This is a genomic window from Kitasatospora sp. NPDC004745, assembly GCF_042873275.1.
Lineage (GTDB): Bacteria > Actinomycetota > Actinomycetes > Streptomycetales > Streptomycetaceae > Kitasatospora.
Window position 1 is genome coordinate 346,015 of the sequence record NZ_JBIALK010000002.1, and the last position, 21,312, is coordinate 367,326.

A 21,312-nucleotide genomic window follows, 5' to 3' on the forward strand; every position below is an offset into this window, starting at 1 on the left:
GAGTGGCGACCGGGCCGAGTGGCGGTGCGCAAGGGCCCGGTACTCCCGGCCCGGCGTGTCGGGAGCCGTCCGTACTCTCCCGGGAGTACCGCAACTGTCGCTGCTGGTAGGACGCGTGATGAGAGGGCTCCGCGGCACGCTCTAGTCACCTCGGGAACCGCCCGGGGTCCTGGAGGCAACCGCCGAGGAGATGAACCACCATGTACACACTGCTGGCCGACTGGGACGGTCACGGTCCCGGTCCCTGGATCCTGCTGGTCCCCCTGGTCTGGATCGCCGTGGTGGTCCTGGTGATCACGGTGCTGCGCCGGACGTTCTGGCGGCGCGGCTGCGGGCCCGGGGCCGGGGCGGACCACCCGATGGCCGTCCTGGGCCGCCGCTACGCCGAGGGCGACATCGACGCCGAGGAGTACCGGGCCAAGCGGGCCGTGCTCACCGAGTCGCCGCGCGACCAGTCCCGAGGGGGTGCCGGGAAGTGACGACCCTCGACCTCGTCCGGGGCACCGCCGCCCGGGTCGCCTACGCCGTCAAGGTCTACGGCGTCGGCGGCACCGAGGTCCGTGCGCTGGACCGCGTGACGGTGGAGTTCCCGGCCGGGCGCTTCACCGCGATCATGGGGCCCTCCGGCTCGGGCAAGTCCACCCTGATGCACTGCGCGGCCGGGCTGGACACCCTCAGCTCGGGCCGCGCCTGGATCGGCGAGACCGAGCTCGGCTCCCTGAACGACCGGCGGCTCACCCTGCTGCGCCGCGAGCGGGTCGGCTTCGTCTTCCAGGCCTTCAACCTGGTGCCCACGCTCACCGTCCTGGAGAACGTCACCCTGCCGCTCGACCTCGCCGGGGCGGCCCCCGACGAGGACTGGCTGACGGCGCTGATCGACGTCGTCGGCCTCGGAGACCGGCTGCACCACCGGCCCGGCGAGCTCTCCGGCGGCCAGCAGCAGCGGGTCGCGGTGGCCCGGGCACTGGCCGGGCGGCCGCAGGTGGTCTTCGCCGACGAGCCCACCGGCAACCTCGACTCCCGCTCGGGCGGCGAGGTGCTCGGCCTGCTGCGCCGCGCGGTGGACGAGATGGGGCAGTCGGTGGTCATGGTCACCCACGACCCGACGGCCGCCGGCCACGCCGACGAGGCGCTCTTCCTCGCCGACGGGCGGCTGGTGGACCGGATGGAGCGCCCCAGCGCCGCGGCGGTGCTGGACCGGATGAAGGCCTTCGAACGGGGGCGGTCATGACGTCCGCGGTCACCTTCCGGCTCAGCCTGCGCTCACTGCGCGCCCACAAGCGGCGGCTGGCCGGCACCTTCCTGTCCATCCTGCTCGGGGTCAGCTTCCTGACCGGCACCATGGTGCTGGGGGACACCCTCCGGGCCAACTTCGACACCCTCTTCGCCGACGCCAACGCGGGCACCGACGTGGTGGTCCGCAGCGCCGACGTGCTGGACTCCCCGGGCACCGCCGGCGGGGTGCGGGCCCCGGTGGACGCCGCGCTCGCCGACGGGCTGCGCACCGTCCCCGGGGTGGCCGCCGCAGAGCCGTCCGTCCAGGGCGCGGGCCAACTGGTCGGCTCCGACGGCAAGCCGATCGGCGGTCAGGGGCCCCCGACCCTGGCGGGCAACTGGCTCACCGACGGGAGGCTCAACCCGTACCGGCTCGCCGAGGGCCGGGCACCGGCGGCGCCGGGGGAGGTCGTGGTCAACCGGGGAGCGGCGCGGTCGGGCGGGCTGCACATCGGCTCGACCACCGTGCTGCGCACCCCCGACCCGGTCCCGGTCACCGTCGTCGGCATCGCCACCTTCGGGGCGAGCGCGGACGGCATGGGCCCGAGCACCTTCACCGCCATGACCTTCGCGGACGCCGAGCACCACCTCACTCCGAAGGGCGCCGGGCAGGCCAGTTCGATCCAGGTCCGCGCGGCGGCCGGGGTCGGCCAGCGGGAGCTGGTCGACCGGATCACCCCGCGGCTCCCGGCGGGCGTCCAGGCCATCACGGGAACGGCGGCCACCCAGGAGAGCACCCAGCTGCTGTCCGGGCGGTTCCTGAGCATGTTCACCACCCTGCTGCTGGTCTTCGCCGGGATCGCGCTGCTGGTCGCCACGTTCACCATCCACAACACCTTCGCCATCGTGGTCGCCCAGCGCACCAGGGAGAACGCGCTGCTGCGGGCGCTCGGCGCGGTGCGCGGTCAGGTGCTGGGCGCGACGCTCGCGGAGGCCTCGGCGGTCGGCCTGCTGGCCTCGCTCGGCGGCCTGCTGGGCGGGATCGGCGTGGCCACCGGCCTCAAGGCACTGTTCTCCACCCTCGGCTTCGCCCTGCCGACCGGCGGCATGGTGATCGGTGCGGCGGCGATCGTGCTCCCGTTGCTGGTCGGGACGCTGGTCGCGGTGGGCTCGGCGCTGCTGCCCGCGGTCCGGGCCGGGCGGACGGCACCGCTGGCGGCGCTGCGGGAGACGGGCGTCGACCGGGCCGGACAGGGGCGTTCCGGCACCGTCCGGGTGCTGGCCGGCGGTCTGCTGCTGGCCGGCGGAGTGCCGGTCGCCGTCCTCGGCGCCACCGACGGCCCGTCGGTGGCCCTGACGGCGGGCGGGGCGCTGGCGGTGCTCGGCCCGGTCGCGGCGGCGTTCGCGGTCCGGACGTTGGGCGCGCCACTGCCCCGGCTGCGCGGGGTCTCCGGCCTGCTGGCCCGACGCAACGCGGCGCGCAACCCGCGCCGGACGGCGGCGACGGCGAGCGCGCTGATGATCGGGGTCGCGGTGGTGACGCTGTTCACCGTCTTCGGCGCATCGATCAAGGCCACCCTGGACTCCACGGTGAGCAAGTCCTTCGCGGGAGACCTGGCCGTCACCAGCCCCTCGTTCGGGGCCGGCGGCAGCGGGATCAGCCCGAAGGTGGCGGACGCGCTGGCCGGGCTGCCCGAAGTCCGGCAGGCGGTCGGGCTCGGCCGGGGCGTCGCCCGGATCGACGGGCACGGGCGGGCGCTGGACGTCACCGATCCGGCCAGGCTGCCGGGGATCGTCGACCTCGGCCGGGTCGACGGCTCGCTGGACGGGCTCGGCACGGACGGCCTGGCGGTCTCCCGCAGCGAGGCGCGGCAGCACGGCTGGCAGCTCGGACAGTCCGTCACCGTGGGCTTCACCGACGGCAGCAGCGGTCCGTTCACGATCCGCGCACTCTACGAGGGCGGCGGGCTGGCCGGTGACTACCTGGTGACCCGCCAGGCCTGGGCCCCGCACCGGGGGCAGGACGCGGACACCATGGTCGCGGTCGGCCTGCGCGACGGCGTCTCCACCACCGCCGGCAAGGCGGCGGTGGAGAAGGCACTGGTCCCGTTCGGCAGTCCGCAGGTGCAGGACCGCGACGGCTACGCGAAGAGCGCGGCCTCCGGCGTCGACATGATGCTGTCGGTGGTCTACGCGCTGCTGGCGCTGGCGGTGCTGATCGCGCTGCTGGGCATCGCCAACACGCTGACGCTGGCGGTGCACGAGCGGACCAGGGAGCTCGGGTTGCTGCGGGCCGTCGGCCAGACCAGGGCGCAACTGCGCGGCATGGTGCGCTGGGAGTCGGTGCTGGTGGCCGCCTTCGGGACGGTCGGCGGGCTCGGGCTGGGGGCCTTCCTCGGCTGGGCGCTGGTCCGGGCCGCGGACCGCGCGGGGACGAGCTCCTTCGCGATACCGCCGGGGCAGCTCGCCGTGGTGCTGGCGGCCGGGCTGCTCGCCGGCGCGGTGGCCGGCCTCCGCCCGGCGGGGCGGGCGGCACGGCTGGACGTCCTTCGGGCGATCGCCACGGAGTGACGGCAGGGGCCAGGGCGGAGAACGGTCGGCGGGCCGAACCAACGACGGAAGGAGGCGGAGTCGTGAGCGGACGAGGAGAGGGAGCGTGCCCCCGTGCCGCCGTACCCCCCGTGCCGCCGTACCCCCCGTGCCGCCGTACCCCCCCCGGGCCCGGTGCTCCCCGGGCCTACCGCGGGAACACCTCCCGCAGCAGCGGGTCCGGCAGTCCGCGGCGGCGCCACTCCCGCGGGTAGCCGAGCGAGACCTCCTCGAAGGGGACGCCGTCGTAGCTGGTCTTGCGGGGGATGTGCAGGTGGCCGTAGATCATCGCCGCGGTGTTGAAGCGGCGGTGCCAATCGGCCGTCAGCTCGGTGCCGCACCACTGGGCGAACTCGGGGTACCAGAGGATCTCGGTGGGGTGGCGGACCAGCGGATAGTGGTTGACCAGCACGAGCGGTACGTCCGGGTCACAGGCGGCGAGCCGCTGCTCGGTCAGCCGGACCCGCTCGCGGCACCAGGAGTCGAGGTCGGGGAACGGGTCCGGGTGGAGCATCCGCTCGTCGGCGCAGACGATGCCGCTCTCGTAGGCGGCCGCGAGGGACTCCTCCTTGGTGGTCGTCCCCGGCGCCCGGAAGGAGTAGTCGTACAGCAGGAAGAGCGGGGCGATCCGGACCGGGCCGCCCGCGCCCTGCCAGAGCGGGTACGGGTCCTCGGGAGTCACCACGCCGAGGTTCCGGCAGAGTTCGACGAGGTGCTCGTAGCGGGCGACACCGCGGAGCGTCACCGGGTCCTCGGGGTGGGTCCACAGTTCGTGGTTGCCGGGGGCCCAGATTACCCGGGCGAAGCGTTCGGCGAGCAGGCCGAGCGCCCACTCGATGCTGGTGGTCAGCTCGGCGACGTCCCCGGCGACGAGCAGCCAGTCGTCGGGGGAGGTGGGCTGGAGCTTCTCCACCAGGTCCCGGTTCTCCTGGTAGGAGATGTGGAGGTCGCTCACGGCGAGCAGCCGCCCGCCCGCTCCGGTCGGCTCCGTCGACGCGTCGCCGCGGTGTTCGGTCGTCACTCCTGCCCCCTGTGCTCACCCTGCCGATGTCGCCACAGTACGTGGCGGATGGGGGCCGTGGGGCGGGTTGGCGGGATCGCGCGTTCGAGCGGCCGGCGTCGGCGGTTCAGCTGCCGAAGTCCATGAGCACGCCGTGGGCGGAGACGGTGGTGACGGTCAGGATCGCCAGCGAGGCGATGCCGAGGGCCAGGCCGAGGAGGGCGCGGCCGCGGCGCCGGGTGCCGCGGACCAGGGCCAGCGTGGCGAGGACGATGGCGAGCGGCCCCAGGGCGATGTTGAAGATCAGCAGGCCGGGCAGGCCGAGGAGGAAGGAGGCGACGGCCAGGTTGTCGGCCTCGGCGCCGGCGCGGTCGGTGGCGGTGCCGCGGTGCTCGGTGGCGTGGTCGGTGCCGCGGTGCTCGGTGGCGGTGCCGCGGTGTTCGGTGACGGTGCTCATGGCGGTGGCGGGTCCTCTCTGGGGAGTCGGAGCGGCCGGGTCAGCGCTGCCGGAGGCGGGCGATGCCCTCGCGGGCGCCGAAGGCGAGCAGCCAGGCGGCGATGGCGGCCGAGGCGGTGAGGAAGACGGGGAGCGAGGTGTGTGCGGCGGCGCCGATCAGGACGCCCATGGCGACCAGGGCAGAGAACAGGATCATGGCTGGCCCCTCCGGCCGGTGCGGTGTCATCCGAGTTTCGGTTGACAAGTGTTCACTGACTTCGGTGTCACTCTACGCCGACTGGCCAATTTCGGCAAACACTTGTTTACTGAATGGCGTGAGTCACATCGTTGGGGCCAGACAGGCCCAGAAGCAGCAGAGTCGGCGCGCGTTGCTGGACGCGGGTCTGCACCTGCTGGCCGATCAGAACCTCGCCAGCCTCGGCGTGCGCGAGGTCACCCGGGAGGCCGGACTGTCCCCGGCCGCCTTCTACCGGCACTTCCCGGACCTCGCCGCGCTCGGGGTGGCGCTGGTCGAGGAGTCGCTGGCGAGCCTGCACGTGATGATCAGGTCGGTGCTCGCCGAGGCGGGCGGCGCCGAGGAGCTGATCGACCGTGCGGTGGACGTCATCGAGCGGCACGTCATGGATCACCGGGCGCATGTCCGCTTCCTGGCGCGCGAGCGGCACGGCGGGGTCCGGCGGGTGCGCGAGGCGATCGACGCGGAACTCGGGCGGTTCGCCGCCGAGGTGGGGGAGGCGCTGGCGCTCCAGCCGGTCTCGCGCGGGTGGAGCGGGCGGGACCTGGGGATGCTCGCCGAGTTGTACGTGGATCACATGGTGTCGACGGCTTCGGCCCTGCTGGAGGCCGTGGAGGCTGATCCGGCCAGGGTGCAGCGGATCGCCGCCACCGCGCGCCTGCAGCTGCGCCTGATCAGCGTCGGTCGGCGGCACTGGCAGGGGAGTTGACGGCTCCCCTGGCGGGCTGAGGGCGGGAACTGGCCATTGCGGCCGGAGTGACCTCTTGGGGTGGTCTTGACTCTTGACAGTGAGTCATGTCCGCGACAGCTTTGGTGGACCCCCACACCGAGAGGTCTCTCATGAAGAAGCCGCTCATAGGCATGCTCGCCGCGCTCCTGGTCACCGGGACGACCGCCCTCGCCGGAGCCCTCCCCGCCCAGGCCGCGACCCCGGAGGCCCCCGCCTCCGTCGCCGCCGACACCGCCGCCGAGACCGCCGCCGCGTCCGGGGCGGACGCCGCCGCGGTGGACACCAAGGCTGCCCCCCTCGCCGCCGTGACCTTCGCCGGGACGGTGGCGCTCAGCAACTGCTCCGGCTCGCTGGTCCGGATGCCCGGCTCGGCCGCGAGTGACCCGGCCCTCGTCCTGTCCAACGGGCACTGCCTGGAGTCCGGGATGCCCGGCCCCGGCCAAGTGGTCCTCAACCAGTCCTCCAGCCGGACCTTCACCCTGCTCAGCTCCACCGGCGGCCGGCTCGCGACCCTGCGCGCGACCAAGGTGGTCTACGGGGCGATGACCGACACCGACGTGTCGATCTACCAGTTGAACACCAGCTACTCCTCGATCCAGTCCCGCTACGGGATCGCCCCGCTGACGATCTCGGCCGCCCACCCCACCCAGGGCGCCTCGATCAAGGTCGTCTCCGGGTACTGGAAGAAGATCTACTCCTGCTCGATCGACGGCTTCGCCTACCGGCTGCACGAGGCCGACTGGGTCTTCAAGGACTCGGTGCGCTACACCTCCGGGTGCAACGTGATCGGTGGTACCTCCGGCTCGCCGGTGGTCGACGCGAACACCGGCCAGGTGGTCGCCGTCAACAACACGATCAACGAGAGCGGCGAGTCCTGCACCCTGGACAACCCCTGCGAGGTCGACCAGAGCGGCCGGGTGACGGTGCACCAGGGCATCGGCTACGCCCAGGAGACCTACGGGATCCCCGCCTGCTTCGCCGCCGGCAACCGCTTCGACCTCACCCTGCCCGGCTGCACCCTGCCCCGCCCGTGACCGGTGGGCCGCCCGTCACGGGCCCGGGGCGACCCCACTGACCAGCATCCGTTCCCGATGGGCCACCCGCGATCGGCGGGTGGCCCATTCGGCCGTCTACCAGGCGGCCGTCGCACCACCCGCACCGCAGAGTTGTGCCGACAAGGCAGCAGTCATGTCCGTTGACCAGATGGAGAGTTGATGACCACCACAGTGCGAAGGCTGCTGGTTTCCGCCCTGCTGATACCGCTGCTCGCGTTCGGCGGCCTGTCCGCCCCGGCGATGGCCGCCGGTGCGCAGGGCGTCGGGGCGGCCGATGCCGCCGCCGGTCGGAGCCCCGCCGACGACCCGAACGCGGACATCAAGGACCGCCTCGCGGCGATCCCCGGGGTGACCGTCACCGAGGAGAAGCCCACCACCACCGGCCACCGGTACTTCCTGGCCACCTACACCCAGCCGATCGACCACGCGCGGCCCTGGCTGGGCACCTTCCAGCAGCGCTTCAGCCTGCTGCACCGCGGGTACGACCGCCCGACCGTCTTCTACACCAACGGCTACACGCTGGGCACCACGCCGTCCCGCACCGAGCCGGCGCGACTGGTGGACGGCAACCAGGTGTCGATCGAGTACCGCTTCTTCATGCCCTCGCGCCCCGAGCCGGCGGACTGGACCAAGGCCGGCATCCGCCAGCAGGCCGCCGACTCGCACCGGCTGGTGACCGCGCTCAAGCGGATCTACCAGCAGGAGTGGATCTCCACCGGCGCCAGCAAGGGCGGCATGTCCTCCACCTACTACCGCCGTTTCTACCCGGACGACATGGCGGGCACGGTCGCGTACGTGGCGCCGAACAACACCGACGTCAACGACTATGCCGCCTACACCCAGTTCTTCCGCACGGTCGGCACCGCGGAGTGCCGGGCCGCGCTGAACGCGGCGCAGCGGGAGCTGCTGGTGCGCCGCGACCGCCTGGAGGCGCGCTACGTGGCGGACAACAAGACCGCGGGCTCGACCTTCAACACCCTGGGCACGCCGGACCGGGCCTACGAGGCGGGTGTCCTCGACGTGGTCTGGGCGTTCTGGCAGTACAGCACCGAGGCGGACTGCGCGAAGGTCCCGGCCGCCGCGACCGCGACCGACGACGAGCTGTACGCCTGGTTCGACGCGCAGTCCGGCATCACCGGCAACAGCGACCAGTCGCTGGCGAAGTACACCGCCTACTACTACCAGGCCGCCACCGAGCTGGGTGCGCCGTTCTTCGACGTCTCGTACCTGAAGGACCAGCTGCACTACGACTACAAGGAGCTCTACTCGGCTCGCTCCTACGTGCCGAAGGAGATCCCGACCACCTTCAACCCGTACGCGATGCGTGACATCGACCGCTGGGTGAAGCGCGACGCCGAGCGGATCATGTTCGTCTACGGCGGCAACGACCCGTGGGGCGCCAAGCCGTTCAAGCTCGGCCGGGGCAGCGAGGACAGCTACGTCTACACCGTGCCGGGCGGCAACCACGGCTCCAACATCGGCAAGCTGCCGGCCGCGGAGTCGGCCGAGGCGACCGCCAAGGTGCTGGAGTGGGCCGGTCTGGCCGACCACGACTCGGCCCGCTCGCTCGCCAAGGCGCAGCAGATCCCGCCGTTCGGCCCGCTCGACGAGGAGGGCCAGAAGCTGGAGCGCCGCCCGCTGTAGTCGGGACCGCGCTACCAGGAGGCCACCCCCGCCGGGGTGGCCTCCGTGCGTTCCGGGGCTCCCCCGCGTCCCCGGGCCCGTGTGTTCCCGGGGCCCGTGCGTTCCGGAGCCTTTCCGCGTTCCGGGCCGGCCGCGCGCCCCGGGCCGGGCCCGGGGCGTCGCGCGACGCCGTCCGCCCCCTTACCGAAGCAGTGAATCGGTGCTTCAATGCTTCCATGGCCTACCGACGCACGCCCGCCGTCCAAGCCCGGCTGGACGCCCAGCGTGAGACGGTGCTCCAGGCCGCCGTCCTGCTCCTCGCCGAGCGCGGGTACGGCGGTTGCACCATGGCCGCCGTGGCGGACCGCGCCGGGATCGCGACCGGGAGCCTCTACCAGCACTTCGCCAACAAGGCCGAGCTGTCGGTGGAGCTGTTCCGGCGGGTGGTGACCCGCGAGATGGACGCCGTCAACGCGGCCGTCGCCGCCCGGGAGACCCCGCAGGACCGGATCGCCGCCGTCGTCGAGACCTTCGCCTCCCGGGCGCTGCGCGCGCCCCGGTTGGCGTACGCGCTGCTGGTCGAGCCGGCCGACGCGGTGGTCGACGGCGAGCGCCTGGTGTTCCGGCGGGCGTTCCGGGACGTGATCGCCACCGAGATCGCCACCGCCGTGGCCGACGGCGAACTCCCCGAACAGGACCCGGTGCTGACCGCGGCCGCCCTGGTCGGCGCGGTCGGCGAGGCGCTCGCCGGCCCGCTCTCGGCCGCACCCGGCCGGCGCGGCGCACCCGCCGGGCCCGCCACCGCCACCGCCGCCCAGCCCGTACCCGCCACCGCCGCCGGAGCGCTCCCGGAGCCTGCACCCACCCAGCCCGCACCCGCCACCGGCGCACCCACCGAGCCTGCACCCGCACCCGCACCCGGGGCCGCCGCCGTGGTGGTTCCCGCCCTGGTCTCCTTCACCCTGCGTGCCCTGGGAGGACGCGATGACAGCGACGCATGAGGTCACCAACCAGGTGCCCCTGCCGTACGGCCACGACACCGCCGCCGACCCGACCCTGCTCGCCGCGCTGCACCGGGCCGGCGCCGGCTGGGCCGAGCCCGAGCTGCGGGAGCTCGGCCGGCTGGCCGGCTCCGAGCAGGCGGCCGAGTGGGGTCGGCTGGCCAACGAGAACCCGCCGGTGCTGCGCACCCACGACCGCTTCGGCCACCGGGTCGACGAGGTCGAGTTCCACCCGGCCTGGCACGAGCTGATGCGCACCGCCGTCTCCCACGGCCTGCACGCCGCGCCCTGGCGGGACGACCGGCCCGGCGCGCACGCGGCCCGCGCCGCGAAGTTCCTCGTCTGGAGCCAGGTCGAGGCCGGCCACACCTGCCCGATCTCGATGACCTACGCCGCCGTCCCGGCGCTGCGCGCGAACCCCGCCCTGGCGGCCGAGTTGGAGCCGCTGCTGGCCGCGACCGAGTACGACTTCGGGCTGCGCGAGCCGCGCACCAAGCGCGGGCTGATCGCCGGCATGTCGATGACGGAGAAGCAGGGCGGCTCGGACGTCCGCACCAACACCACCACCGCGACCCCGCAGGCGGACGGCACCTACCGGCTGACCGGCCACAAGTGGTTCACCTCCGCGCCGATGTCCGACCTCTTCCTGACGCTCGCCCAGGCGCCCGGCGGCCTGAGCTGTTTCGTGCTGCCGCGGGTGCTGCCGGACGGGAGCCGCAACCGGCTCCAGCTGATGCGGCTCAAGGACAAGCTGGGCAACAAGTCCAACGCCTCGGCCGAGTTGGAGTACGACGGTGCCGTCGGCTGGCTGGTCGGCGAGGAGGGGCGCGGGGTGCCGACCATCATCGAGATGGTCAACATGACCCGCCTGGACTGCACCACCGGCGCCGCCGCCGGGATGCGCTACGGCGCCACCCGGGCCGTCCACCACGCCCTCCACCGGCGTGCGTTCGGCGAGGCGCTGGTGGACCAGCCGCTGATGCGCAACGTGCTCGCCGACCTGGTGGTGGAGTCCGAGGCGGCGACGGCCGTCGCGATGCGCCTCGCCGAGGCCACCGACCGGGCGCTGGCCGGGGACGGGACGGAGTCGCTGGTCCGGCGGCTGGGCCTGGCGGTGGCCAAGTACTGGGTCTGCAAGCGCGGTCCGGCGCACGCCGCCGAGGCGCTGGAGTGCCTGGGCGGCAACGGCTACGTCGAGGAGTCCGGGATGCCGCGGCTCTACCGGGAGGCGCCGCTGGTGTCGATCTGGGAGGGCTCCGGGAACGTGGCCGCCCTGGACGCGCTGCGCGCGATGGCCAGGCGCCCGGAGACCGTGGAGGCCTTCCTGGGCGAGCTCGACGCCGCGGCCGGGGCGGACCGCCGGCTGGACGCCGCCGTCGCCGACCTGCGCAAGCAGTTGTCGGACCCCGCCGACCTGGAGTTCCGGACCCGTCGGCTGGTCGAGTCGATGGCGCTGGCCCTGCAGGGCTCGCTGCTGGTGCGCCACGGCAGTGCGGCGGTGGCGGACGCGTTCTGCGCCAGCCGGCTCGGCGGCGACCACGGCGCAGCCTTCGGCACGCTGCCCTCCGGCGTCGACACCACCGCGATCATCGACCGGGCCCGCCCGGTGCCGGCGTGACCGGCACCGAGGCCGCGGACGTCCGGGCGTTCTGGCAGGCGCTGGGCCTGCCCGGGCTGATCGACGTGCACACCCACTTCATGCCGAAGAACGTCATGGACAAGGTGTGGGCGTACTTCGACGCCGCGGGCCCGCTCGTCGACCGCCCGTGGCCGATCACCTACCGGGTGGCCGAGTCCGAACGCGTCGACCGGCTGCGGGAGTTCGGCGTCCGCGCGTTCACGTCGATGCTCTACCCGCACAAGCCCGGCATGGCCGCCTGGCTGAACGCCTGGGCGGCGGACTTCGCCGCCCGCACCCCGGACTGTCTGCACACCGCGACCTTCTTCGCCGAGCCCGAGGCACCCGGCTACGTGGCGCGGGCGCTCGAGGACGGCGCCCGGGTGTTCAAGGCACACCTGCAGGTCGGCGGCTACGACCCGACGGACCGCCGGCTGGACGAGGTCTGGGGGATGCTCGCCGAGAGCGGGACGCCGGTGGTCTGCCACTGCGGATCCGGGCCGGTGGCCGGCAAGTTCACCGGCCCCGGTCCGATCGGGGAGGTGCTGGACCGGCATCCCGGACTGGTCCTGGTGGTCGCCCACCTCGGCATGTCCGAGTACCGCGACTTCCTCGACCTCGCCGAGCGGCACCCCTCCGTCCGGCTGGACACCACCATGGCGTTCACGGACTTCGTCGAGGCCGACGACCCGTTCCCGCGCACCGAACTGCCGCGCCTGCGGGCCCTCCGGGACCGCGTGCTGCTCGGCAGCGACTTCCCCAACATCCCGTACCGGTACGTCCACCAGCTGGAGGCGCTGGCCGGGTTGGGCCTGGGGGAGGAGTGGCTGCGGGCCGTCTGCCACGACAACGCCGCCGCGCTCTTCGGCCTCTGACGCGCCGGCCGGCCGCCCTACCCCGGCCGGCCGCACGTCACCAGACCGCACGTCACCAGACGCGCGCCGCCCGGCCGTACGCTGCCCGGCCGTACGCCGAGCGACCCGCCCCTCGCCCCCGGCCGGCCGACCGACGCCGGCTCAACGCACCACCCGCAGCACCCCCAGCGCGTCCGCGTGCAGCCCGGGCGCGGCGGCGAGGAAGCTGTCGGACCCGGCCGTCCAGGCCGCACCGGCGGCGTCCGTCACCGTCGCCCCGGCCTCGCTCGCGACCAGTGCTCCGGGCAGCAGGTTGCCGGCGTCCCGGCCGTACTCCCAGAACAGCGCCAGGTGTCCGGAGCCGACCTGCGCCACCTGCAGCGCGGTGGGGCCGAGGTTGCGCACGGCGGGCACCGCGCCGGCCATCGCGGACAGCGACTCGCCCGCCCGGCGCAGTGCCACCGGGTCGGCCGCGACGAACGGCGGCTGGCTGGTGCCGGCGACGGTGGCCGCGAGCTCGCGCGGCAGCGGCGCGATCGCCCGCCCGTCCAGCCGGGCCCCGCCGCCCAGCACCGCCTGGTACGTCCACCCCGCGCCGGGGCCGGTGCCCAGCTCCGGCGCGTGCACCACGGCGAGCACCGCCGCGCCGTCCCGGATCAGCGTCGCCGTGACGGCCCAGTGCGGCTGCCCCAGCAGGTACTGCACCGCGCCGTCCGTCGCGTCGCAGAGCCACCACTCGCCCTCGGCGGGCATCGAGCCGTCCAGTTCCTCCGGTACCCACCCGGCGCGGGGGTGCAGTGCGCTCAGCCGCTCGCGGAGCTCGGCGGCGGCCGGGCCGTCGATCTCGGCGAACCGGGCGCCCGCCTCCTCCCCGGTCGCCGCCGGGGTCGGCGCGGCGGGCCGACGGGCCGCCAGCCCCGCACCGGCCAGGCGCACGGCCGTCGTCACCTGCTCCGCCAGCGCCCACAGCTCGGCCGGTACGGTCTCAGCCGACACGGTCCCCATCGCCGCAGCCTCCATCGTCGTCGTCCCTTCCGCCGGGGGCCGGTCGCTCCGGCCTCCCGGGACAAGGAGTACCGTCAGGGCGCTGGAACAGGACGCTCGAACGGCCCCGGATGACGGAGATCGGACACCATGGACCTTTCCGCCGCTGATCCGGACACCGTGCTGGACCAGCTGGACCGCCGCCTGGTCTGCGCCCTGCAGGTCGACGGACGGGCCGAGCCCGGCCGCATCGCCGAGGTGCTCGGCGTCTCCGCCCGGACGGTCACCCGCCGACTGGGCCGGCTGCGGCAGACCGGGGTGCTGCGGGTGGTCCGGCTGCCCGACGTCGAGGACGCCGCGGTGGGCGCGCTGCTGCTGCGGGTCCGGGTGCTGAGCGGGGCGGTGGACGCGGTCGCCCGGGCGCTGGCCGACCGGCCCGACGTGCCCTTCGTCGACGTGATGCTCGGCGGCCAGGAGGTCGGCGCCGTCATGCTGACCGACGCCGGGGCCCGCGACCGCCTGCTGTACGGGCAGTTGCCCGCGACCAGCGCGGTCGTCGAGACCACCACGCACGCCGTGCTGCACGCCTTCGCGGACGCCGGGCAGTGGCGGGCCGGCCAGCTGACGGAGGCGGAGGTCGCCGCGCTCGCCCGGCCGGTCGTGCCGCGTCCCGCGGTGCCGCCGCCGACGGACGAGCTCGACCGTGCGCTGCTGGCCCGGCTGGGCGAGGACGCCCGGCAGTCGCACGCGGCGCTGGCCGGAGCGGTCGGCGCCGCGGAGTCGACCGTCCGCCGCCGGCTGGGCAGGCTCGACGAGCTGGGGCTGCTGCGCACCCACGCCACCGTCGACCCGAGGCTGCTCGGGATGGCCGTGGACGCCAACCTCTGGCTGGACGTCCCGCCGGGTCGGCTCGCGGAGGTCGGCACCGCGCTCGCCGGTCATCCGCAGGTGCACGGGGTGTTCGCCACCAGTGGTCCGGCCAACCTGCTGGCCACCCTGTTCTGCGCGGACCACGGCGGCCTCTACCGGTTCCTCACCGAGACCCTGGGCCCGCTCGGGGTGGCCCGGGCCGAGACCACGATCACCGCCCGGGCGGTGAAACGGGCGGGTGTCGTGCTCCGCCGCCCCGGGGCCGATCCGCGGCCCGGCGCACGCACCGAGCCACGTTCCGGCGCACGCCCCGACCGACACGCCGGCTGACGCCCTGGCCCCGACCCGACCTGACCCGGCCCCGACCCGACCCCGACCCAGCCCCGACCCGACCCGACCCGACCTGACCCCGACCCGGGCCGTGACCCGGCGGGTACCGATCATGACCTGGCGGGTAATCGACGCCCCGCGGGTCGCCGGGCAGGCTGGAGGCGTCCGGTCGGCGCACGGCCACCGGCAACCAGGACCCGAACCCCCTCAGGAGGCTGATCCGCCGTGTCCGCCCACACCCTGACGCCGCCCACGCGCCCCGCCGACTCCGTCCTCTCGCTGCGGACCGTGCGCGGGGTGCTCGCCCTGGACGCACTGGTCACCGGCGGCAACGGCCTGGCCTACCTGATCCTCGCCGGTCCGGTCGGCGAGCTGCTCGGCGTCGGCCGGTCCACCCTGGTCGAGCTCGGGGCCTTCCTCACCGTGTACGCGGTGGCGGTCGGCGCCCTGGCCGCCCGCAGGCGCCCGCCGCGGGCGGCCGTGTGGACGGTGACCGGCCTCAACGCGGTGTGGGTGGTGCTCAGTCTGGTCGCGCCGGAGGTCTGGTTGGAGCCGACCACCGCCGGGTCCGTCTGGATCGCCGCGCAGGCCGCGGTGGTGGCCCTGTTCGTGGCCCTGCAGTCCACCGCCCTGCGCCGCGCCGACCGCACCTGAGGTCCGGACCGTACGGACGCCCCTCCGTCCGCCCGCCTGACCGCCCGCTCCTACCGCTCCGGCCCCACCGCGGACTGCAGGAACCGGACCGTCTCCGCGTCCGCCGGGAGGAAGGTCTCCATGGCCAGCTCGGAGACGGTCACGTCCAGCGGGGTGTTGAAGGTCGCGATGGTGGACAGGAAGGACAGCACCCGCCCCTGGTGCGCGATCCGCAGCGGCAGCGCGAACGGGAACGCCTCGGTGGTGTCCTCCTCCGCCGTGCCCGCGTCGGACGCCGGCTCGGGGTACCCGGAGACCTCCTCGTAGAGTCGGCGCAGCGGCTCGGAGCGGACCAGGTCGATCTGGTGCTCCATCCGCTCCAGCAGGTGCCGACGCCACTGGCGGAAGTTGACGATGCGCGGCGCCACGCCCTCGGGGTGCAGGGTGATCCGCATCGCGTTGGGCGGGTCCTGCAGCAGGTGCGGGGCGACGCCGTCGAGGAGCAGGCCGAGCGCGCGGTTGGCGGCCAGCACCCGGAAGGCGCCGTCGACGACCAGGGCGGGGTAGGGGTCGTGCGCGGCGAGCAGGCGCTCCAGGCCGCCCCGCAGCGCCGCCATCGAGGGGTCGTCCAGCGGCGTCTCGGGGTAGAGGGGGGCGTAGCCGGCGGCGAGCAGCAGCGTGTTGCGTGCGCGGACGGGGACGTCCAGGTGCTCGGCCAGCCGCAGCACCATCTCCTGGCTGGGCCGGGAGCGGCCGTTCTCGACGAAGCTGATGTGCCGGGCCGAGGAGTCGGCCAGCAGGGCCAGTTGCAGTTGGCTGAGCTGCCGTCTCTCCCGCCAGCCGCGCAGCAGTGCGCCGACGCCCGTCCCCACCCCGGTCCCCATGCCCGCCATGATCGTCATGGTCGACGACGGTACTGGACCGGGCCGGTCGGGCGGGAGAGGGCCGGGTGCCCGCTCGGGGAGGTTCAGACGCCGGTGCTGGACCCGGGGCGGATCACCATCATCACCACGACCACGGCCCACAGCAGGTTGAACACCCCGGCCGTCATCGGCAGCAGTCGCAGGCCGCTGACGGCCTTGGCGTGCCGCTCGTCCGAGTCGTCGAAACCGAGTGCGTCCACCGCGGCCTGTTGTCCGGGCAGCACGAAGAGCAGCAGCGAGAGCGCGGCGATCGCGGTGAGCACCATCGAGACGATCAGCCAGGACTGCCCGAGCACGTCCATCACCTGGGCCAGGCCGATCCCCAGCACGGGCACCGCGATCCCCAGCAGGGCGTAGACCTGGGTGATCCGGTGCAGGATGCGCAGCACGCCGGCGTCCGAGGCCTGGTCCGGTCCGCCGGCCAGCGCGGCCCTGGCCCGCCGCGGGAACATGCTGACGGCCACCGCGACCGGGCCTATGAACAGGACCGACGCGAGGACGTGCAGGCTCAGCAGGAACTTGGCCATGGCGGGGACACCCTTAATCCGGCGGTGGGCAGCTGGTGGGGCGGGCGCCCGGTGGACACCGGTGGACATCCGCCCGCGACCAGGCACGCTAACACCGCTTACGCACCGGGCCGCCGCGCGGGTCGTCGCCGCCGGGCCCGTCCGCCGCGCCCGTCCGGCGGGCCCGGACGCGCGCCGTCCGCCTGCTCGGCCCGCCCAGCCGTCCGCCTGCTCGGCCCGCCAGACCGCTCGGTTGTCCCGCCCGCTCAGCCCGCGGTCGTCAGCTCCACGACCTCCGGTGCGGCGGTGCTGACGGCTGCGACGGCGGCGTCGTGCTCCCGGTCGGTCCAGTCGAGCAGGTGCAGGTCCTGGTGCCGGCTGCGCAGCGGGGGGCCGGGCGGGACGTCCAGGGGGAGGGCGGAGAGGTCGACGCCGGCCAGGGTGTCCAGGGTGGCCCGGCCGATCTTGATCAGTGACTCCTTGCGGACCCACTGGCGCAGGAAGGCCCGGTCCGGCTCCGGTGCCGCCTCGACCCGGGCCAGTTCGGCCGGGGTGAGGACCCGGCGGGCGACGGCGCGCAGCGATCCGCTGCGCCCGGCCAGTTCGACGTCGACGCCGACCGGGTGGCGGCCGGCCCCGGCCGCGACCACGCCGCGGGTGTGGGAGAGGCTCACGTGCACGTCGGGGTGGTCCGGCAGGAAGGGCTTGCCGTGGTCGGCCAGACCGCAGTCCGGGCACTGCTGGGCGAGCGTGACGGCGGCCACCGGGACGTCGAGGAGCCGGGCGGCGCAGAGCCGGACGAGCAGGTGCCCGGCGGTGAAGTCGATCCGCCCGGACTCGTGCCGGAAGCGGGCGGCGCGCTCGCGCTCGACGGGGGTCAGCAGGTGCTCGCCCGCCTCGGGGTGGCGCAGCACGGCGTCGGCGGACGCGACGGCGACGAGCGGTGCGCTGTGGTCCTTGGCCTCGGTGGTCATGCCCCCAACCTAACGGCCCCGGCCGGAGCCCCGGGGCCGGGGCCGTCCTGGCGGAGCCGCTCCGCCGTTCGGCTGATCGCCGGATCGCATCCGAGGGTCTCCAGGGTGTCATTCGTCCTGTTTCGGGTTGGATGTCTCGGATTTGTGGGATTGGCAGCACATCACACGGAACGTGGCAGGTCATACACCTGCCCTTTTCTATGCGCGGAGGAATGTGTCGATGGCTCAGGGCACCGGTACGCCGGATCACAGAACGACCGCCGCCAGGGGCGTGTCCACCACCGGTCGGCGTCGGGCGGCGCGGGTCGCCGTGGCCACCGCCGTCGCCGCGCTGCCGCTGGCCGCCGTGCTGACGGTCGGTTCGGCCGCGCCGCTGGCGCCGCCGCTCGGCGCCTGCACGGGGCCGGACTGCCCGGCCACCTGGCCGCCGCCGAACAACGGCGACTTCACCGGCCGGGACGCCACCATCAACGTCTTCGCCGGCGGCGACTACACCGTGACCGGCCGTGCGGCCGAGGCCGAGGGCAAGATCGTCGCACTGGGGAACCTCACCGTCGACAAGAGCCAGGGCGGCGGCGCCTACAACATGGGCGTCGTCGGCGTCGGTTCGCGCATCGCACCGCCCAACGGCAGCGACTTCGTGACCGCCGGCGGCAACGTCGACGTCAAGACCGGCAACCGGATCCTGATCGGCGGCAGCGACTCCAAGGGCCAGGCCTTCGGCAACCTGCGCCACGCCGGGACGGTCACCGGCACGGTCAACATCGACCCCACCGGCCGGTCGATCGCGGACGCGGACGCCGCCGCGCCGTACCGGTCGGTGCTGACCCGGATCGAGGACGTCTCCGCCTGCGTGGGCCGGGCCGCCGCGACCGGGACGGTCGCCGTCACCAACAGCGAGGCGACCTTCACCGGCGACGGCACCAGCATGAAGCAGGTCTTCAACGTCACCCGGAACCTCGCCTCGTCGTCCGGCGGGCAGATCGGCCTGGTCTTCCGCGGCATCCCGGACGGCGCCACCGTCGTGGTCAACATGCTCGGCGACAGCCCGGTCATCAACACCTACACGGGCACCGGCCTGGCGGGGGACCAGACCACCGAGCTGCGCCCCAGGCTGATGTACAACTTCCCGACCGCCACCGACGCCCGGATCCTCGGCGGCGCCCAGTTCCAGGGGTCCGTCATGGCCGGCAATCCGGCCGGCACCACGACCATCGGCCAGGCCGGCACGAACGGCCGGGTCTACCTGGCGGGCAACCTGATCCACACCGGCACGGGCGGCTACGAGATCCACAGCTACCCGTTCGACGGGGACCTGCCGGACTGCCGGGTGACCCCGAGTCCGACGCCGACCTCCTCGTCGCCCTCGCCGTCCCCGTCCCCTTCGCCGACCCCGACCTCGCCGACCCCGACCTCGCCGACCCCCACCTCGCCGACCCCCACCTCGCCGAAGCCGACGTCCCCCACTCCCACCTCCCCGCGGCCCACCTCCCCGCGGCCGACTCCCACTCCCACCTCGCCGCGGCCCACCTCCCCGAGGCCGACCTGGCCGTCGCCGACCTGGACGCCCACGTCCCCGACCGCGACCCCGACCTCCCCGTCCCCGACCGCGAGCAGCACCTCGCCCTCGGCGAGCTGGTCCAGTTCCGGCCCCGCGCCGACCAGCCACCACCCGTCCGGTCACCCGGGCAGCCACCACCCGGGTGGCGGCGGTGAGCTGCCCTCGACCGGTGCGGGCAACGCGCCGGTGGTCTTCGGGCTGGCCGGTGTCGGCCTGCTCGGTCTGGGCGGTCTCGCCGTCCTCGCCGCCCGCCGCCGCGGCCGGCACAGCTGAACGACCCCCACAGGGCGGGTGCGTGCGTGACGTCTGAGCGCACCCGGAACCCGAGGTGACGGCACAGGCCGCCCGGTCCGCATCCGACCGGGCGGCCTGTGCCGTGCCGTGCCTGTGCCCGGCCGGACACGCGGCCGGGGCCGGGGCCGGACACGCGGCCGCCCCCGGGTCCGGTCGCGGTCACGGGGGGAGATGGCGAACGGGACGGGCGGCGGTCAGCGCCGCCGCGGGTAGTCGGCGAGCCCGGCGGCCAGCAGGCCGAAGGCCCGTTCCACCGCCTCCCGGGCGCGGGTGCGCACCGCCTCGACCGGTTCCCCGGCCACCACCGCCCGGCGGATCTCTCCGAGCACCGCGCGGTGGGCCCCGGCGACGGCGCCGGCCACGATCCGGGGGAGCGGGTCGGCCGGGGCGGCGGCCGACTCCTCGGCCAGCACCTCGGCCAGCGCGGCCTCGGAGCGCTCGCCGAGTTCCAGCAGCCGGGCGCGCAGGGCCGGGCTGTCCGCGACGATCCGCCAGAAGGCGGTCATGCCGGGGTCCAGTCCGACCGTCGGTTCGCCGGCCTCGACCGCGGCCAGCAGGTCGGCCCGGACGGCGTCGACCGCGGAGCTGCCCGGGGGCCGCCGCCGGACCACTCCGGCCAGGTGGGCGACCACCTCGTCCTGCCGGTCGAAGAAGAGGTCCTCCTTGGTCGGGAAGTAGTTGAACACGGTGTTGGGGGATACCCCGGCCGCCCGGGCCACCTCGACCACCGTGACCCGGTCGAACCCGTGCTCGGCGAACAGGACCATGGCGGTGCCCGACAGGAGCTCCCGGGTCTGCTGCTTCTTGAGTTCGCGAAGTCCCATGGCGGCATCCTACGGGCGAATCATGGTGTCACAGTAAATTTGCAGTGACACCAAAAATATCGGGTACGGTGACGGCATGACCTTCACCTTCGGCATCTATCCCGGCGGCCTGCTCGGCGACGAAACCTCGGTGATCGAGCCCGTCCGCCCCGACGACCCCGCCCTGATCGCCGCCGCCCTGCGCGAACTCCAGGGCGACGCGCCCGAGTTCCTCGTCCGCGCCTACCGCTCGTACCCCACCGGGGAGCACACCCCGGAGCGGCCCGAGCAGTACGCCGGGCAGGGCCGGCGGCTCGACCTGGTGCTCCAGTACCGCGAGCGCAGCGGGGAGTCGGCGGGCTGGCTGGACTTCGTCCGGCACACCGTCCGGACCGACGGCGGGCGGATCGCCCTGCTGCAGATCTGCGAGGAGCCCAACGCCGACCTGCCCGTCCTGGACGGCAGCGTCCCGGGCGTGCGCCGGGCGCTGGTGGAGGGGGTGGTCGCCGCCAAGGAGGAGGCGCTGGCACACGGGTACGACCTGGCGGTCGGCTTCAACGCGGTGCCGGTCTTCGACCCGGCCGACACCTTCTGGCCGGAGCTCGGACGCCTCGCCGACGAGCGCTTCCACCGCGCGCTGGACTACGTCGGCCTGGACTTCTTCCCGGATGTCTTCCGTCCGCTGCCGCCGGACCGGCTCGCCGACGGGGTGCGGGCCGTGCTCGCGGGCTTCCGGCGGGACGCCGCCCGGGCCGGCATCGCGGCCTCGGTGCCGATGCGGATCTGCGAGCACGGCTGGCCCACCGGCCCGGGGCGCGACGAGGCGCGGCAGGCCGAGGTGGTCGAGGAGGTGGTCCGCACGGTGGCCGGCCTCGCCGCCGAACTCGCCGTCAGCGGTTACGCGTTCTTCGGCCTGCGGGACGCCGACAGTGCCGGCGCGGGGCTGTTCCACCACTTCGGGCTGCTGCGCGACGACTACTCCCGCAAGCCGGCCTTCGACGTCTACCGCCGGCTCGTGGCGGAGCTGACGGTGGCTCCCGCCGCCTCGAAGGCCTGA

21 protein-coding genes are annotated in these 21,312 nt (G+C 74.4%); 13 read left to right on the forward strand and 8 right to left on the reverse strand.

Features of this window, described 5'->3' with window-relative positions; genetic code table 11:
* Nucleotides 1-200: 200 nt before the first annotated feature.
* The 3 genes from ACFYUY_RS05155 to ACFYUY_RS05165 are packed head-to-tail and all read left to right on the forward strand — an operon-like array spanning nucleotide 201 to nucleotide 3,786.
* Nucleotides 201-479, forward strand: coding sequence for an SHOCT domain-containing protein (locus ACFYUY_RS05155; protein WP_360220477.1), 279 nt, complete (start codon nucleotides 201-203; stop codon nucleotides 477-479).
* On the forward strand, nucleotides 476-1,231 hold the full coding sequence (locus ACFYUY_RS05160; protein WP_387898073.1) for an ABC transporter ATP-binding protein: 756 nt from the start codon (nucleotides 476-478) through the stop codon (nucleotides 1,229-1,231). Before ACFYUY_RS05155 ends, ACFYUY_RS05160 begins: the two co-directional genes overlap by 4 nt.
* Nucleotides 1,228-3,786: an FtsX-like permease family protein gene (locus tag ACFYUY_RS05165; RefSeq protein WP_387898076.1), complete on the forward strand. Its 2,559-nt coding sequence runs from the start codon at nucleotides 1,228-1,230 to the stop codon at nucleotides 3,784-3,786. The genes ACFYUY_RS05160 and ACFYUY_RS05165 overlap by 4 nt, the downstream gene beginning before the upstream one ends.
* A 166-nt stretch (nucleotides 3,787-3,952) precedes the next feature.
* Here the strand turns inward: ACFYUY_RS05165 and ACFYUY_RS05170 are convergent, their stop codons facing one another.
* The 3 genes from ACFYUY_RS05170 to ACFYUY_RS05180 all read right to left on the reverse strand — a co-directional run bounded on the left by ACFYUY_RS05170 (nucleotide 3,953) and on the right by ACFYUY_RS05180 (nucleotide 5,457).
* Complete coding sequence (locus tag ACFYUY_RS05170; protein WP_360220486.1) at nucleotides 3,953-4,825, reverse strand: metallophosphoesterase; 873 nt, start codon at nucleotides 4,823-4,825, stop codon at nucleotides 3,953-3,955.
* A 106-nt stretch (nucleotides 4,826-4,931) separates the two neighbouring features.
* Nucleotides 4,932-5,261 carry a DUF4190 domain-containing protein gene (locus ACFYUY_RS05175; RefSeq protein ID WP_387898079.1) on the reverse strand — a complete coding sequence of 110 codons (330 nt, stop codon included), beginning with the start codon at nucleotides 5,259-5,261 and terminating at the stop codon, nucleotides 4,932-4,934.
* A gap of 40 nt (nucleotides 5,262-5,301) precedes the next feature.
* Nucleotides 5,302-5,457 (reverse strand): hypothetical protein, encoded by a 156-nt coding sequence (locus tag ACFYUY_RS05180; protein WP_360220492.1) that lies wholly within the window; start codon nucleotides 5,455-5,457, stop codon nucleotides 5,302-5,304.
* A gap of 118 nt (nucleotides 5,458-5,575) precedes the next feature.
* Here ACFYUY_RS05180 and ACFYUY_RS05185 point away from each other — a divergent pair, with 118 nt between their 5' ends.
* The 6 genes from ACFYUY_RS05185 to ACFYUY_RS05210 all read left to right on the forward strand — a co-directional run bounded on the left by ACFYUY_RS05185 (nucleotide 5,576) and on the right by ACFYUY_RS05210 (nucleotide 12,398).
* The gene (locus tag ACFYUY_RS05185; protein ID WP_387898081.1) at nucleotides 5,576-6,205 is read left to right on the forward strand and encodes a TetR family transcriptional regulator; all 630 of its coding nucleotides are present in this window, start codon (nucleotides 5,576-5,578) and stop codon (nucleotides 6,203-6,205) included.
* 131 nt (nucleotides 6,206-6,336) lie between these two features.
* Nucleotides 6,337-7,260, forward strand: a complete 924-nt coding sequence (locus tag ACFYUY_RS05190; protein WP_387898084.1) for a serine protease — start codon at nucleotides 6,337-6,339, stop codon at nucleotides 7,258-7,260.
* 180 nt (nucleotides 7,261-7,440) lie between these two features.
* Nucleotides 7,441-8,925 (forward strand): S28 family serine protease, encoded by a 1,485-nt coding sequence (locus ACFYUY_RS05195; protein ID WP_387898087.1) that lies wholly within the window; start codon nucleotides 7,441-7,443, stop codon nucleotides 8,923-8,925.
* Between the two features lie 215 nt (nucleotides 8,926-9,140).
* Nucleotides 9,141-9,905, forward strand: coding sequence for a TetR/AcrR family transcriptional regulator (locus tag ACFYUY_RS05200; protein ID WP_387898090.1), 765 nt, complete (start codon nucleotides 9,141-9,143; stop codon nucleotides 9,903-9,905).
* Nucleotides 9,889-11,523, forward strand: coding sequence for an acyl-CoA dehydrogenase family protein (locus ACFYUY_RS05205; RefSeq protein ID WP_387898093.1), 1,635 nt, complete (start codon nucleotides 9,889-9,891; stop codon nucleotides 11,521-11,523). Before ACFYUY_RS05200 ends, ACFYUY_RS05205 begins: the two co-directional genes overlap by 17 nt.
* A complete protein-coding gene (locus tag ACFYUY_RS05210) occupies nucleotides 11,520-12,398 on the forward strand; it encodes an amidohydrolase family protein (RefSeq protein ID WP_387898094.1) in 879 nt (292 codons plus the stop codon). Before ACFYUY_RS05205 ends, ACFYUY_RS05210 begins: the two co-directional genes overlap by 4 nt.
* A 141-nt stretch (nucleotides 12,399-12,539) precedes the next feature.
* Here ACFYUY_RS05210 and ACFYUY_RS05215 read toward each other — a convergent pair whose 3' ends face one another.
* The gene (locus ACFYUY_RS05215) at nucleotides 12,540-13,382 is read right to left on the reverse strand and encodes an inositol monophosphatase family protein (RefSeq protein ID WP_387898097.1); all 843 of its coding nucleotides are present in this window, start codon (nucleotides 13,380-13,382) and stop codon (nucleotides 12,540-12,542) included.
* A gap of 129 nt (nucleotides 13,383-13,511) precedes the next feature.
* Between ACFYUY_RS05215 and ACFYUY_RS05220 the strand changes: the two genes are divergently transcribed.
* A complete protein-coding gene (locus ACFYUY_RS05220) occupies nucleotides 13,512-14,561 on the forward strand; it encodes an Lrp/AsnC family transcriptional regulator (RefSeq protein WP_387898100.1) in 1,050 nt (349 codons plus the stop codon).
* 225 nt (nucleotides 14,562-14,786) lie between these two features.
* Nucleotides 14,787-15,215 (forward strand): hypothetical protein, encoded by a 429-nt coding sequence (locus ACFYUY_RS05225; RefSeq protein ID WP_387898102.1) that lies wholly within the window; start codon nucleotides 14,787-14,789, stop codon nucleotides 15,213-15,215.
* Between the two features lie 50 nt (nucleotides 15,216-15,265).
* Here ACFYUY_RS05225 and ACFYUY_RS05230 read toward each other — a convergent pair whose 3' ends face one another.
* The 3 genes from ACFYUY_RS05230 to ACFYUY_RS05240 form a co-directional block, all read right to left on the reverse strand.
* The gene (locus ACFYUY_RS05230) at nucleotides 15,266-16,096 is read right to left on the reverse strand and encodes a helix-turn-helix domain-containing protein (RefSeq protein ID WP_387898105.1); all 831 of its coding nucleotides are present in this window, start codon (nucleotides 16,094-16,096) and stop codon (nucleotides 15,266-15,268) included.
* A 65-nt stretch (nucleotides 16,097-16,161) separates the two neighbouring features.
* Nucleotides 16,162-16,644 (reverse strand): DUF2269 family protein, encoded by a 483-nt coding sequence (locus ACFYUY_RS05235; RefSeq protein WP_387898107.1) that lies wholly within the window; start codon nucleotides 16,642-16,644, stop codon nucleotides 16,162-16,164.
* A gap of 245 nt (nucleotides 16,645-16,889) precedes the next feature.
* Nucleotides 16,890-17,597, reverse strand: coding sequence for a 4'-phosphopantetheinyl transferase superfamily protein (locus tag ACFYUY_RS05240; protein ID WP_360220528.1), 708 nt, complete (start codon nucleotides 17,595-17,597; stop codon nucleotides 16,890-16,892).
* A 271-nt stretch (nucleotides 17,598-17,868) separates the two neighbouring features.
* On the opposite strand from ACFYUY_RS05240, the gene ACFYUY_RS05245 reads away from it, so the two are divergent.
* Nucleotides 17,869-19,431: a choice-of-anchor A family protein gene (locus ACFYUY_RS05245; RefSeq protein WP_387898110.1), complete on the forward strand. Its 1,563-nt coding sequence runs from the start codon at nucleotides 17,869-17,871 to the stop codon at nucleotides 19,429-19,431.
* Between the two features lie 215 nt (nucleotides 19,432-19,646).
* Here ACFYUY_RS05245 and ACFYUY_RS05250 read toward each other — a convergent pair whose 3' ends face one another.
* Nucleotides 19,647-20,276, reverse strand: coding sequence for a TetR family transcriptional regulator (locus ACFYUY_RS05250; protein ID WP_387898113.1), 630 nt, complete (start codon nucleotides 20,274-20,276; stop codon nucleotides 19,647-19,649).
* Nucleotides 20,277-20,352: 76 nt separating this feature from the next.
* Here ACFYUY_RS05250 and ACFYUY_RS05255 point away from each other — a divergent pair, with 76 nt between their 5' ends.
* On the forward strand, nucleotides 20,353-21,312 hold the full coding sequence (locus ACFYUY_RS05255; protein WP_387898116.1) for a hypothetical protein: 960 nt from the start codon (nucleotides 20,353-20,355) through the stop codon (nucleotides 21,310-21,312).